Here is a 14,745-nt window from a genome sequence, read left to right as displayed (position 1 = left end):
GCTATGCCCGGAACTTCCGTTACGGACCTCCACAAAATCCAGATTTATTGATTTATAAGCTCACTTCCAGGTTATGAAAATAGCAATAAAACAAACCACGTTCGCCTTACATTGCAATGGACGAAAACTATTTCTAATGATCAAATTTACCGGTGTATTGTTCCTGCTGTTTTTCCAGGCCACTGCAGCAGGGTTTTCGCAGAATACGATATCCGTTTCCTTCGTTAACGCAGATATTGAGAAAGTATTCCGCTATCTCGAGAAAAAAACGACCTACACGTTTTATTACAGCAACAACGAAACAGAGAAAACACCCAGGCTCAGTCTCACCATGGAAAAAGTGGATATCCGCGAAGTACTCGATGCGGTAGCGCTTAAAACCGGTCTTCATTATACCATCCTGGATAACAGCATGGTGGTATTCAAAAACGCCGGCGAGCGGATACAAACCAAAAAGATCAGCGGAAAGGTAGTGGATGAAAAAGGCCGTCCGCTGCCCAACATGACCGTGCAGGTAAAAGGAACCACTATCGGTACATTAACAACGCCGGAAGGGTTATTTACGCTCCAGGTACCGGAAAACGCGATCCTGGTGGTATCTGCCATCGGTTTTCTCAGGCAGGAAGTGCCTGTTGCCGGTCAGTCTTCCTTCAATATTATCCTGAAAGAAGATGTATCGGGATTAAATGAAGTGGTGGTAGTAGGTTACGGCACACAGGAAAAACATAAACTCACCAGTGCGGTGGCCACCATTTCCGGCGCAGAGCTAAACAAACGGGTAGCCACCAACCCCGCATCGCTGCTACAGGGACAATTACCCGGATTACAGGTAACCCAGGGCTCAGGGGAACCGGGAAATGAAAATATCCAATTACGCATTCGCGGCATCAGCACCTTCAGCGGCGCAGGTAACGACCCGCTCGTTGTGATAGATGGTTTACCGGGAAGCCTGAGCGCTTTAAATCCTAACGACATCGAATCTATTTCTGTGTTGAAAGATGCCGCCTCCGCCGCCATTTATGGCTCCCGCGGCGCCAACGGCGTAATTGTGGTGAAAACAAAAAAAGGACGCAGCGGATTTTCGCTGACCTACGGGTATAACCTCGGTGTTTCGAAGGCAACCAAACTGCCGGAGACGGTTTCCAACTCGGCAGAATACATGCAATTGTCCAACGAAGCCCGCACTAATTCCGGTCTGGCGCCGCTCTATACCCAGCAACAGATCGATTTATACCAACAGGCCACCGATCGTGTGAAATATCCTAATCACAACTGGCTGGATGATATCTTTCGCACCGCATATACCCAGAACCATTACCTGAACATGAGCGGCGGGAAAGAAAGTACTACTTACAGTCTTGGTTTGGGTATCAGCACCCAGCCAGGTGTACTGATCGGCTTCGACTACAAAAAATATACGTTGGACCTGGGCCTCAGCTCCCGCATCAATAAAAGAGTGACCATCGGTACCAATGTGCAGATGCGGTACGCCGACAGGAAATATCCTGAAAACGGTGCAGGCGACATGTTTCTGTCTGCACTGGCACAGTCGCCCCTCTACCCTGCCTCCAGCAATGGAAAATGGATTAAAAAAGCCTACTCCAATGAACTGGGTAATAAGAACCCTGTAGCCATTGTAGATGAAGATATCCGGGTGAAAACAAACGACTACTACGCACAGGGAAATCTTTCCCTCGATGTGGACATCGTAGATGGATTAAAATGGGAAAACAGGGCAGGCATGAATTACGGCAACTACAAATACAGTGATTTCAGGCCCGTTATACCTACCTATTATTTCAGCGACATGAGCCCTGCCGGATTACTTGATGATGGCACTCCGGGGCTGACAGTGGGCAATACCGGCAATATCTACACCGTTTATTACAGCCAGCTGACCTACAAAAATAAATTCGGCGACCATAACCTTTCCGCACTGGCAGGTTATCAGCAAGAGCAAAATAAAGCCGATACCCTCAATGCCAGCCGCACGCAGTTTCCCACCAATTTGCTGAGAGAACTGAATGCAGGCCCCACAGAAGGCCAGGCCAATAACGGCACCTCCGGCACCTGGGCGATCCGCTCTTTTTATGGCAATGCGAATTATGATTATAAAGATAAATACCTCTTCGGCGCCAGCGTAAGATACGATGGTACTTCCCGGCTGCCTTCAGATACCCGCTGGGGATTGTTCTATTCATTTTCCGGTGCATGGCGCGCTTCGGAAGAATCTTTCATGAAAAATATTTCCTGGATAAACGATTTGAAGATACGCGCTTCCTGGGGACAACTGGGCAACCAGAACATCGGTACCTATCCTTATCAATCCACACTCGATAACAGACCCTATGCTTTCGGTTCCAACGTTTCTACCGGGTTTACCGGCAGCCAGATTATAGATCCCACCCTTACCTGGGAAACTACCCGGGTACTGGATATTGGACTTAATCTCACCGCATTCGATAACCGGCTTACCTTTACCGGCGACTGGTTCAATAAATACACCTTTGATATCCTCCGCAGCTCCCAGGTGCCCCTGTGGCTGGGATTAGCCGCCCCTATTATCAATAACGGAGCAGTGAGAAACAAAGGATTTGAATTCAACGTACAATACAACGATAAGATCGGCAAAAACTTTACCTGGTATATCGGCGCCAATTTCCAACGTTATAAAAATGTATTGGAAGAATTTGGCAAACGCGAGATCAGCGGTACCACCATCCGGGAAGAAGGACATCCTTTGGATGAATACTATCTTTACCAGTGGGATGGTATTTTCCAGAGCACAGATGAAATTGCCAAATCGCCTAAACAGCCTGTAGACGCCACTCCCGGAGATCTGAAAATTAAAGATGTGAATGGCGACGGTGTGATTGATGATAAAGACCGCACTTATACAAACGGGAAATATCCCAGTTTCCAGTATGCATTCAATCTTGGCGCTTCGTGGAAAAACTTTGATCTGAGCGCACAATTCTATGCCTCACAGGGACAAAAGATTTATGTAAACGGATGGGGAATAGAACCATTCCGGCAGGGTTCTGTACCTACAACAGACTGGCGGAACCGCTGGACGCCGGACAACCCCAGCACCACCATGCCTAAAATATATGTTGCCGACGGATACGCTCCTGTTCAGAACTATGCCTCCACTTATTTCCTGAAGGATGCTTCTTTCCTCAGGCTCAGGAATGTACAGTTGGGTTACAACCTGCCGGCTGCCACCATCGCCAGGATCGGCATGAAATCGCTGCGGGTGTTTTTCACCGCTGAAAATGTATTTACGATCAGCAAATTCCCGGGGCTTGATCCCGAACGTGTAGGAGACGGTAACTATGTTACTTATCCGCAAACCAAAACATACACGTTTGGCGCAATGGTTCAGTTTTAATTTCTCTGTTAAAAGATTCAGTTATGAAAAAGTTTCAGCAATTAATAGTAACAATCACCACTACGGCCCTTATACTGTGCAGCGGATGTAACAAGGATCTGCTGGATGTAACGCCTCCGGATAAACTGGCATCAGCTTTTTTCTGGAAAACACCCGAGGATGCAGATAAGGCGCTCACCGGCCTGTACAACTACCTCTACGCCAGCAGCGGAGGCTATGCCACCTCACAGTTTACCGTTTTCGCCTGGGATAATTTCACCGACGATTCCTACGGCCAATATAATTATGGAGGCGGTTTAAATGCCCTTACTTCCGGTATTACCCCTCAATCCGCCGATTTTGTGTACTCCTATTACAGTAACTGCTACCAGGCGATAGCGGCAGCCAATTCTTTCCTGGCTAACGTAGATAAAGTGCTCAGCGGCGATCAGCTAACAAAATATAAAGCAGAAGCCTATTTCCTGCGGGCATTTAACTACTTCTGGCTGGCGCAGCTCTATGGCAACACCATCATCTTTACAGATGATCCTTTCAAGGAAGACTATAAATCCACCAGGGCTAAATCCGACCGGGCAGAAGTATTAAAATTGGTGCTGGCCGACCTGGATCTGGCTATCGCGTCGCTGCCTGATGCCGGTTATACCAATGGACACGCCGTAAAAGCTACCGCCCAGGGATACAAAGTAAGAGTACTTCTTTTTCAGAAGCGCTACGCAGAAGCGGCCGCATTGGCCAAGGAAATTATGACGGGCAACAAGTTCAGTCTCCTTGCCAGCTATGCCGGCAACTTTTATAAGCCCGATCAGAACAACAGCAAAGAAATTATGTTCTCCGTAAAATACCAGCGCCCTAACATCCTGCACCAGGATGTGGCTATTTCTGTAAACCTCCAGCGCTGGAAAGGGGAACAGGGCACGCAGGACCTGGTCAATGAATACGAAGCAGCAGATGGTAAAGATACCGCCTCCTCGGCCGTATACGTAAAAGGGAAACCGTTTGAAAACCGCGATCCCCGCATGCGCCTGACGCTTTTCTTCCCCGGCGACACCAAAGCACAGGGATGGCCTTTCACCGGCGCCCTGGCAATAGCTACGCCCGGAAAAGACAGCTGGACGGCCGGTTACTATGCTGTAAAAAAATGGCTGGATCCCAGTCTCATTGACCCCGACTACGGCACTATAGACGACAACGACTTTGTACTGCTCCGCTATGCCGATATCCTGCTCATGTACGCTGAAGCGCAGAATGAAGCCACCGGGCCGGACGCCTCCGTATATGCCGCCATCAAGCTTGTCAGAAACCGGAGCAATATGCCCGACCTGCCAGCCGGGTTATCCCAGGCAGCCATGCGTGACCGGATCCGCCATGAAAGACGGGTGGAATTTGCGCTGGAAGGCATCCGGTATTTCGACCTTAGACGCTGGGGCATTGCGGTGCAAAAACTGGATGGTTTTGTACCTAATCCTTTACAACCTGCTATCAAAACTAAATACAAGGCCAATTATGAGTTCTGGCCTATTCCGCAAACGGAGATAGACCGGAATGCGCCGGAACTGATTCAAAACGATGGGTATTAAAAACTATCACATAAAAGAAAAGCTCCGGAATAATTTCCGGGGCTTTTTCTTTTTAGCATCTCCTGAATTTGACACGGGCATCTCGTTGCCAATGTTTATTTTTGAAGTCATTGGTAAATTATTAACGGTCCTGTAAAACGGGCCTCCGTTCAAATTAACGAAAAGCCATTTTTAATATGAGCAGCGCAAAACCGCATGAATCACAGAACGTCACCGATTATCCCAACAATAACACCATATTCGCGGTCTGGAAGTTTAGGGAGGGAATGGAAATTAAACCTGCTTTCGAAAAGCTCTGCGCCCTGGTAGCCAATCTGAATCACACCTTTATCATACGGGCGCCCGGTGGCCGCGCCACCTGCGTAATGGGCGTTGGTTACGAGGCATGGCTGAAGCTATCTTTACCCCAACCCGTTCCGAAGGAACTAAGAAATTTTGAACCGCTGGTGGGCGCAAAACATACCGCTGTTGCCACCCCCGGAGATCTGCATTTTCACTTACGGTCAACCGACATGTCCATCTGCTTTGATATGCTCATTGCCATAACAGCCGTATTATCACCCGTGGCAGATTGTTTGGAAGAAGTACATGGTTTCAGGTATTGGGATGGCCGTTCTATTCTTGGCTTCGTGGATGGTACGGAAAACCCCGTGGGTAACGACCGGCAGTATTTCGCGCTGGTGGGTGATGAAGACCCTGTTTACAAAGGTGGAAGCTATCTTTTTGTTCAGAAGTACCTGCACAATATGGGCGGCTGGACAAAGCTCACTACCGAAGAACAGGAAAAAGTAATTGGCCGTTATAAGATCAGTGACATCGAGATGCCTGACGACATAAAACCCGATAATTCCCATAGCGCATTAGCGAACCTGGATGATGACAATGGTAATGAACTGAAAATAGTAAGGGATAATATGGCCTTTGGAAATCCCGGCAAAAATGAGGTGGGTACTTATTTCATCGCCTATGCAAATACGTTCAGCACTACCTTTAAAATGCTGGAACGGATGTTTATCGGGGTACCGGCCGGCAACTACGACAGGATCCTTGATTTCAGTACTGCCCATACCGGAAGCCTCTTCTTTGCTCCGTCAATGAATATTTTAAAGCAATATACTGCGGATGACACAGCGTGATTTTATCTGTTAACCGGCTTGCAGCTGAAGTGTTATAATCTACCTCCGGAGACCGTTGTTCCTGGCACTGAAAAATAAAGTGTTAAATTGACAATTATAATTATAATTTTCTTATTTTCACCCTTCGGTAGTCATATTCCACAGTAGTCATCACCACGTAGAGATTTAACATGATGCGATTAACAGCGGTTATCATTCTTGCCACGATATTATTCGGGCAGCATGCACAAAGCCAGGACTTTCATAAATGGGCGCCCGGCCCGCCAATGGGCTGGAACAGCTGGGATTGCTATGGCCCCACGGTAACGGAAGCGGAGGTAAAAGCCAACACCGACTACATGGCCAAATACTTAAAACCATCCGGCTGGGAATATATTATAGTGGATATCAGGTGGTATGTCAGCAACGATAAATCGCATGGCTATAATGAAACAGATCCTGAATATAATATGGATCAATACGGAAGATTTGTTCCGGCAGTAAACCGCTTTCCATCTGCCAAAAACGGCCAGGGATTTAAACCGCTGGCCGATTATATTCACAGCAAAGGATTAAAGTTTGGTATTCATATTATGAGGGGAATACCAGTGAAAGCAGTAATGGAAAATACGCCGGTGAAAGGCACCACAGTAAAAGCGGCTGATATCCATTCAAAGGAAGGTCAGTGCCTCTGGCTGCACGATATGTATACTGTTGTCCCCGAAAAAGAAGGCGCACAGGCGTATTACAATTCCCTTTTTGAAATGTATGCTGATTGGGGACTGGACTTTGTAAAAGTGGATGACCTTTCTTCCCCTATTTATTTTGCAGGTGAAATAGAAATGATCCGGAAAGCAATAGACCGCACCGGGCGAAAAATAGTGTTGAGCACATCCCCCGGCGAAACGCCAATTGAACATGCAGCGCATGTTCAGCAATACGCCAACATGTGGCGAACAGTAGGCGACTTCTGGGACAACTGGAAACAGTTAAAGGAACACTTCAAAGTGTTTGAGCGTTGGAATAAATGGAGAGCGCCCGGCGCTTACCCCGATGGCGACATGCTCCCACTCGGCCGCATCGGGATACGTGCGGAACGTGGACATCCGCGTATGAGCGGGTTTACAAAAGATGAGCAATACACCCTGATGACGTTATGGACGATTTTTAAATCGCCGCTAATGTTTGGTGGTAATCTCCCGGACAATGATCCTTTTACCTTATCCCTGCTCACCAATAAAAACGTACTGAAAGTATTAAACACCAGTACCAACAACCGTCCGCTTTTTACGGAAGAAGATAAAGCTGCCTGGATGGCCGAAGATCCGGCGACCGGCGCCAAATACCTCGCCGTATTTAATACCGCGGACCATCCTTCAACGCAGGCCATGCCTGTTACTGTTGATCTGAGTACACTGGGAATTACCGGCTCCTGCAAGATTACCGACCTTTGGTCCGGTAAAAAAGCAGGCACTTTTTCCGGTACTTTTTCACCGGTTATTGCCAGTCACGGCGCGGGGTTGTATCGTATTGAGGAGAAAAAATAATGTTGCAGATTCCGGCCGGCTGTTCCTGAACTCGTTTTGTGTTATACCGGTTTTTTGTTTAAATAACCGCGTAAATACTGCTGATATTTCAATCCTAACTGAACGGATATATCGTTAATTGAGTGGTTCGCATCAAACAGCCGGCCATTGGCTTCTTCAATTACCAGCCATATCTCATATCACCGCATTTGATATTTTTCAGAAAAACCACGTATACCCCCTATATCCCCTGAAATTTAACAAAACCCCTTTCCTCCACCATGCCGCTAAAAGTAAATCAGTAAAACTGGTAAATAAAACGGTATTTTATATAAAGCAATTCAATGGCTGGTAACGACATTTGTAATGTGAATGACTTTAGCAGTTAACAAAACAAGCTGAAATTAATATACTGATTATGAATTATATAGATATTTCAGAAAGACGCTGTGAAACCGGCATCTTTCTACAAATAATAATTCTTTTTGTTTTCATACTAAGTACAACGAACATGAATGCGCAACAACGTAATTTAACCGGTCAGGAATTAACGATTCAGCAGCAAAGCCTGGTAGCTGTTTCCGCTTTAACTGCCACCGGTGATTTAAAAGGATTAAAAGAGCAGCTGAACGCCGGATTAGATGCCGGGCTAACGATTAACGAAATCAAGGAGGCATTGGTACAGCTTTACGCCTATTGCGGATTTCCACGGAGTTTGAACGGGATATCCACGTTCATGACCGTGCTGGAAGAGCGAAAAACGAAGGGCATTAGTGACAAACAAGGAAAGGAAATTGTTTTAACCAGCGATAGCAGCAACAAATATGAACAGGGCCGGGAAGTGCTGGAAACGCTGACAAAAACGCCGCAAGCAAGGCCGGCGCCAGGGTTCGGGGAGTTTGCGCCACGCATCGACGCATTTTTGAAAGAGCATCTTTTTGCGGATGTTTTCGACAGTGATGTGCTGACCTTCCAGCAAAGGGAACTGGTCACTATTGCTGCCCTGTCGGCAATGCAGGGAGTAGAATCGCAGTTGCAGTCGCATATAAAGATGGGAATGAACACGGGGATCACAGCCGGGCAATTGGTGCAAGTAGCCGGCCTGATAGAAAAACGCGTGGGCAGGAACCAGGCCAATTCAATGCGAAAGCTCCTGTCGGAGCCAGCTGTTCCGGTTATTGAACCGGATATGATGGTGCGGATTTCAGAGATTGAAATTGTGCCGGAATACCTGGAAGAATACACCTCCATTCTAAAGGCAGAAGCAGCGGCATCGGTAAAAATAGAACCGGGTGTAATTGCTATCTTCCCCATGTTCCAGCAGCTAAATCCAACACAACTCAGGATTATAGAGATATATGCCGACAAAGCGGCCTACCGGTCTCATTTACAAACACCCCACTTCCAGCATTACAAAACCAGCACGCTTAAGATGGTAAAATCACTAAAACTGGTGGATATGGGGAGCATTGATAAAGAAACAATACCGGAGATCTTTAGAAAACTAAAATGAGCAATTAATTTAAGCACAGCAGTTGCCTCCTTTCTCTTTATCCCCGTACTCATCATGACGGCGGAACCACATGGTATTCCCGGTTTCATTGCGGCCCAGCGGCGCCCGGTCCAGCCATTGGTACATGCCCCAAAGGCCGTCCAGTCCGCGTTCATATGTTGAGTACGTGTGGTAAACCACCCCATCCCTCAACACAAAGGCGCTCATACCGGGCGCCTCACGGGTATACGTAGCCCAATCGGTGCCCACGGTCGCAGCAATCCGCTTTCCGGCCTCCGGCGCTTCCTGAAATGCTTCAATGTCATTGGCGCGGGAGGTCACGTTCCCTGTGCGATAGTTGTACGCTACCGCGCCCGAACGTTGCTGCTCTGCGGTGAATGACACCTTGAAATCGTAGTTGAAATCACTTTCCAGGGACGAGGCCCAGGGAAAATGCCAGCCCATCCGCTGCTTGTACGCCTGCAACTTCACCAGCGGAGCCCGCGACACAGCAGTGAGCATCACGTCGTGGTTAGCCAGGTGAACTGCAAAACCATTGAAATCATCTGCAATCGACGAGCACGACGGGCACCCCGCCTCATACTCCGGCCCAAACATGAAATGATAAATAAGCAGTTGTGACCGCCCGCAAAAGAGATCAGCGAGCGAGGCTTTCCCATTATCTGTATCAAAACTATACGCTTTGTCTACCTTCACCCACGGCAACTCCTGACGGCGCCGCGCTACCTCATCGCTATGCCTGGTAAGCTCCTTTTCGGCCTTCAGCAGTTCGATCCGGGCTTTCAGCCACTCTTCTTCCAAAACCACCGGATGGTTTTTAATATTGGGTTCCATAACGTTTCATTTATTTAAAATATACTAACTCTTATCACGTGGCTTTTGTTCAGGTTAGTAGCTATTTGGTATAAAGCGGACAACGCTTCACCAGGTATTCCATCGTATTTTTATAGGCATCAGCAGTAGTCCAGAAGGCCTTCCTGTTCTGATTATAAATGATATCGCTTTTGTCGTTATATATTTTCATGTCCATTCTCGTTTCATAATTCTGTACGCTGGTAGAGGTACTGCTGGAGTTCCCGCTACTTTTCTTATTATCCGAATCTTCTTTTTTCTTAGTGTTGTCATTGTAAGTAGTATTACCGTAACTGGTTTGTGTAGTGCGATTCTGCGTAATCATACCATCTACAATAAATTCCACTCCGAGTATCTGAGAAATCTCTGCCATCGTATAGTTTAGCATATTAGCCCTGGTTATACCTGCCTTAGTTAGTTTAACATTGGTGGCACGTGGACTTACGATCGTATACACCCCGGCATGCTTGCTCATTAAGTTGAATAGCTCATTTTGTATTTCGTCGCTCACTTCCGGTGCAGCAGCCTGACCATCCTTTACAAAGCTAAATGGGAGAATGGCTACCTTATTGCGACGTTCTTCCGCACTGGCTTGTACGTCCGGCGCTGCATTACTTGCTGCAGCGGCAGCCGGTGCATTGAAGTTTTCAACGCGACCACTGGAGAAAGTAATTTTCAGGACCTCCGCTTTTTTTATCGTGTATACCAGTTTCTCCCCGGTATAAGTAAACCGGATAGCACTATCGGTAATTTCCACAACATCGCCTTTTAATTCATCTCCGTTTAGCTTCAATACAATGTCTTGTTTTTTTTCCGTTTGACTAAATGAGGTAGAGTAACAGGTAACAGTAAGTAAGAATACCAGGATAGTTTTGAAGGAAATAGAATATCTCATAACTACAGTAATTATTTGATATTCAATTTAGTATTTTTAGCTTAAACTACGGCCCGGCAAGAATTTTTTTACAGATTCACCATCTGACCTCTTTCCCTGAAACAGACACCCTGGTTTTACCACCGGCCTTCACCATTACTTTTGGCCAACGCAGAAAGGCCGTATAACCCATGGGCTGCTTTGCTTCCAGGCTGGTTTCCGACATAACGGTCACACTGGCATCATAAGCCGTTGGATTGTGTAACAACATCACCAGTCCTTTATTATCTTTTTTAATGATTGCTGCCTCAACGTGGTCAAAAACGTAGCATTTTGATTTGTCGCTGATCACATAAATACCTGGCAGTTCAAGTGCCATCAGCATTCCGTTGGTTTCTGTCCAGGAATTACGGGTATATATAAAATTCCCGGTGCTCTCCTTCCCTTCTGCATCGCCTGGCTGAATGCGCTCCATGGAAGATCCCACCAGGTAATTGCTGGTAATGTGCCCTGGCATATTAACCGCCTCCGTGTGTGCGTGCTGGATATCCCTGATCAGATCTGCATACAATGATTTTCCGGTGGCCCTGAACAATTTAAAAAGATAGTCCCCGGAAGAAGTGCAGATGCCCGGCGCTGCATGTTTATTTTGTATACTGGCCCAAACAGCCCCCATCATATTGGCTTGCAATTTCCCGATGGTACTCGACGGAGGGAAAACCGGTGCATAAGACAAGGTCCAGCTGGAGCAGAGGCCTGCCTGCACTTCAGCCATCGACAGCCACTTGTGATCTCCGGTATAGTTATACAATGCCATTAAAGACTCCAGGAATCCAAAAGCCGATTCTGAATTGGCATCCTGCGAAATATCCCCGCAATCGCCACCGGTAAGCCCCTGCCCTGCCACATCGCGGCGGTAATAATAATCCGCAGATGCTGCTGCTGTTTGCAGCCAGTCGGCCCTGTTAAAATAGTTCGCTGCCAGGGCCAGGCCAGCCGGGACGATGGCGCCCGCAGTAGAATTAAATACTGCCACCTCGCCTGTTTCAGGCACTATATACTGACCAAACTGACCATGCTTCTCCCAGGTTTTTACAAATGCAGCAGCCAGTCTTTTTGCCGCCTCTTCCCAATCTTTGTTTATCACAGCAGCATGCCCCCTTTCCCTGAACAACAACAGATGCTTCATCAACCAAAACAAGGCATCCCCGTTCTTCCGCACCATTGCCTGTACTTCCGGGAAATCCCGCGACATCTTCTCTCCTGTGATTTCCCCGTTTGCTTTGATGCCGCCATAAAAATAACCGCTTTTGCCCTGCAATCTGTGAACCACAAAATCAAGTTCCTCAGCTACTCTTTTGCGTTCCTTTTCGTCGTTCAGCGATAGCATCGGATAGGTGTTGATCATGCCGCTCACCCATCCTAGCTGAAAGTCGTTGTTGTTCTCCGGTTTATAATAATTGCCGGTTTGCTGTTGTGTAAAATTACTGCTGCATATGCCTGTTCCCAGTTCCAGTAATTTGCTCATAGGTACCAGGTTCCGGGGAGCAGCATGGCCGGAAATATCTTTCCTTACTTTGAAAAATTTAGTGAGCAAAGCAGGGATACCCGCTGCCTTAAACACATACAGCCGGAAACGCAGCGATACTTCGTCGCCGGCCTTCCAATCCGGCGCCTTATCACCGCTCAGGTGAAAATCGCCGAAGCCGGCGGCCAGCTTACGCATGGCGGGTGCTGATATGTCAAAAGAAAAATGGTCTTTACGAGCATTTTCTGTGATGGTAACCCCGCTGTTTCCCCATTTTGTTTGTTGCGTTGTTAACAGGATAAAGCCCGTTTGTTCAGCCGGAGAAAAAAAACAAACGGCGGGAGTGGCCATACTACCCGTTTGCAATTCCACCAGGGAAGCCTGATCATTTTCTATCGACAAACGGGGATTATTTGAAATCGTTAGCGGCACCTGCGGGTTATAATACATATCACGCGGATAGTCGGGATTATAACCATTTCCTATAGCGCGATAGCGGTTGCCGTTATAAAGCGAAGCCGGTACCAGTACATAATTGGCGGCGCTCCAGTTGCTGAAGTCAAATTTTACGGCTACTGTTGCAGCGTTTACCTGTCCTGCAGCCAGCCTGAAAGTTGCCACCACATCAATTGCATCGCTGCATTCCTTCACCGGAATCACTTTCAGCGCCAGTTGCCAGTTATCCGGCACCTCTTTCAAACGAAAAACATTTTCCGCCACCAGGTTGGTGCCATTATATTGTCTTTGCAAAAAAGCAACCGATCCGTATACCTGTTGCAGCATCCTGTTGACCTGCGGATCCCGGAACTGCGAAAAAGTGCTGTTTGATATGCCAACAGCCACCAGGAACAATAGGAAATACTTTATTTTAATGCGATACATACTTGCTGTTTAATGCAGCTAAAGGTCTGATTCCCTTTATATGAACGCAACCCTTAATTTGACAATTATGACTACTATTTTTGCCGCCTTTAACTTCCCGCGTATTTTATTATCTTTGGAGTGCCTGTAACACACAACCAGACCTACAATCCGATGCAATACATATACGAGAATTTTACGTTTCCGCCGGACCAGTCATTTACGGTAAGGTCAGAGATTCTTGAAATAAAAAAGTATACTGCCTTAAAATCGCATGTTAATTTTGAGATTGCGCTACTGGAAAACTGTAGTGGTAAACGGTTTATCGGCGATCATATTCAGGATTTCGACGGGCCGGAGCTCGTATTGCTGGGCAGTTACCTGCCACATTGCTGGCAATATTACAAGGCGGCAGATCCGCTTATCCCCACCCAGGCGGTGGTTATTCATTTCTTTCCTGATTTCCTCGGAAAGGAGCTGCTTGAAAAACCGGAAGCGAAACAATTGAACCTGCTTTTCGCCAAGGCGGCAAAAGGCGTACTATTTACAGGCAACACACTCCGCGATGCCAAAATGATCATGCACCAGATGCTCTATGTATCGGGCTTAAGCAGGGTGGCACTGATGATACGCCTGCTGGACGTGCTCGCACAATCCGAATCATCGGTAGTATTATCATCTCCTTATTACAATACCGTTGAAAGCTCCGGAGAAGCAAAAAAAATCAACAAAGTATTCGATTACATCTTTCAAAATTTCAAAGACGACATTGTTCTACAGGACGTAGCAGATCTTATTCCCATGTCGTCGGCAGCTTTCTGCCGCTTTTTCAAACGCAGTACCAACCGTACGCTGATCGACTTTGTGAAAGAAGTACGCATCGGGCATTCCGCCAAACTTTTACTGGAAGGACATCACAACGTAGCAGAAGCTTGTTATAATAGTGGCTATAATAACATCTCAAATTTTAATAAGCACTTTAAGGAAATAAAAGGACTATCGCCAAGGGACTTCATCAGGCAATATGAAGACAAAGAGAAAAATGGCATTGGCGCCCAAAGCCTGTAATCACTCTTTTGTGAACCGGTAAAAAGGTAATGCCTCCACCCATTTTTCATGCTGCCCGGCGCCGGCAACGCCGGTCTGATAACCGTCCATTAACCGGTTCCATTCCGCGCAATGCTTATCATAAGATTCGGCCGTTTTCCCCATTTGCCCGAGATCTGCTCCGGCAGGCACACTGATGGTCATTACCAACAGGTAGTCATACCGGTAAAGCGTTATTTTCCGGTAGCCTGCTTTCTTAAAGCCTGCTTCCACTTCGGGCCATATATGCTGATGATAGTCGAGGTAGGTTTTCAGCTTCTGCGGATCATGTACAATATTCACCACAAATACATGCTCCTGCAGCTCCGCTTCTTTTTGGGATGCATTACAGGCTGTAAATATAACTACGGCAGCCAGCAGTAATATCCTGCACAAAACAGCGGGTAATATTTTATTCATGA

The 14,745-nt window shown here is 47.0% G+C and carries 10 protein-coding genes; 6 read left to right on the top strand and 4 right to left on the bottom strand.

Going from position 1 to position 14,745, the window contains the following annotated elements; translation table 11 throughout:
* The first annotated feature begins 136 nt into the window (after positions 1-136).
* The 5 genes from AB6805_RS24760 (at position 137) to AB6805_RS24740 (ending at position 9,122) form a co-directional block, all read left to right on the top strand.
* Positions 137-3,391 (top strand): SusC/RagA family TonB-linked outer membrane protein, encoded by a 3,255-nt coding sequence (locus tag AB6805_RS24760; protein ID WP_370912141.1) that lies wholly within the window; start codon positions 137-139, stop codon positions 3,389-3,391.
* A 23-nt stretch (positions 3,392-3,414) separates the two neighbouring features.
* Positions 3,415-4,968, top strand: coding sequence for a RagB/SusD family nutrient uptake outer membrane protein (locus AB6805_RS24755; RefSeq protein WP_370912140.1), 1,554 nt, complete (start codon positions 3,415-3,417; stop codon positions 4,966-4,968).
* A gap of 176 nt (positions 4,969-5,144) precedes the next feature.
* Positions 5,145-6,104 (top strand): Dyp-type peroxidase, encoded by a 960-nt coding sequence (locus tag AB6805_RS24750; protein WP_370912139.1) that lies wholly within the window; start codon positions 5,145-5,147, stop codon positions 6,102-6,104.
* Between the two features lie 170 nt (positions 6,105-6,274).
* Positions 6,275-7,630, top strand: coding sequence for a glycoside hydrolase family 27 protein (locus AB6805_RS24745; RefSeq protein ID WP_370912138.1), 1,356 nt, complete (start codon positions 6,275-6,277; stop codon positions 7,628-7,630).
* Between the two features lie 490 nt (positions 7,631-8,120).
* A complete protein-coding gene (locus AB6805_RS24740; RefSeq protein ID WP_370912137.1) occupies positions 8,121-9,122 on the top strand; it encodes a carboxymuconolactone decarboxylase family protein in 1,002 nt (333 codons plus the stop codon).
* 9 nt (positions 9,123-9,131) lie between these two features.
* On the opposite strand, the gene AB6805_RS24735 is transcribed toward AB6805_RS24740, so the two are convergent.
* The 3 genes from AB6805_RS24735 to AB6805_RS24725 form a co-directional block, all read right to left on the bottom strand.
* Positions 9,132-9,956, bottom strand: a complete 825-nt coding sequence (locus tag AB6805_RS24735) for a DUF899 domain-containing protein (RefSeq protein ID WP_370912136.1) — start codon at positions 9,954-9,956, stop codon at positions 9,132-9,134.
* A gap of 61 nt (positions 9,957-10,017) precedes the next feature.
* Positions 10,018-10,869, bottom strand: a complete 852-nt coding sequence (locus AB6805_RS24730; protein WP_370912135.1) for a hypothetical protein — start codon at positions 10,867-10,869, stop codon at positions 10,018-10,020.
* Positions 10,870-10,945: 76 nt separating this feature from the next.
* Positions 10,946-13,258 (bottom strand): hypothetical protein, encoded by a 2,313-nt coding sequence (locus tag AB6805_RS24725; protein WP_370912134.1) that lies wholly within the window; start codon positions 13,256-13,258, stop codon positions 10,946-10,948.
* A 153-nt stretch (positions 13,259-13,411) separates the two neighbouring features.
* Here AB6805_RS24725 and AB6805_RS24720 point away from each other — a divergent pair, with 153 nt between their 5' ends.
* Entirely contained in the window at positions 13,412-14,305 is an 894-nt protein-coding gene (locus AB6805_RS24720; RefSeq protein WP_370912133.1) for an AraC family transcriptional regulator, read from the top strand.
* Here the strand turns inward: AB6805_RS24720 and AB6805_RS24715 are convergent, their stop codons facing one another.
* Positions 14,306-14,743 (bottom strand): L-rhamnose mutarotase, encoded by a 438-nt coding sequence (locus tag AB6805_RS24715; protein WP_370912132.1) that lies wholly within the window; start codon positions 14,741-14,743, stop codon positions 14,306-14,308. It lies immediately after the preceding gene.
* Positions 14,744-14,745: the final 2 nt, after the last annotated feature.

Origin of the sequence: Chitinophaga sp. RCC_12 (genome assembly GCF_041360695.1) — a bacterium.
In the GTDB taxonomy this organism is placed as follows: Bacteria; Bacteroidota; Bacteroidia; order Chitinophagales; family Chitinophagaceae; genus Chitinophaga.
The sequence above is the reverse complement of the archived record's forward strand: the minus strand, read 5'-3'. Positions and strand labels throughout refer to the sequence as shown.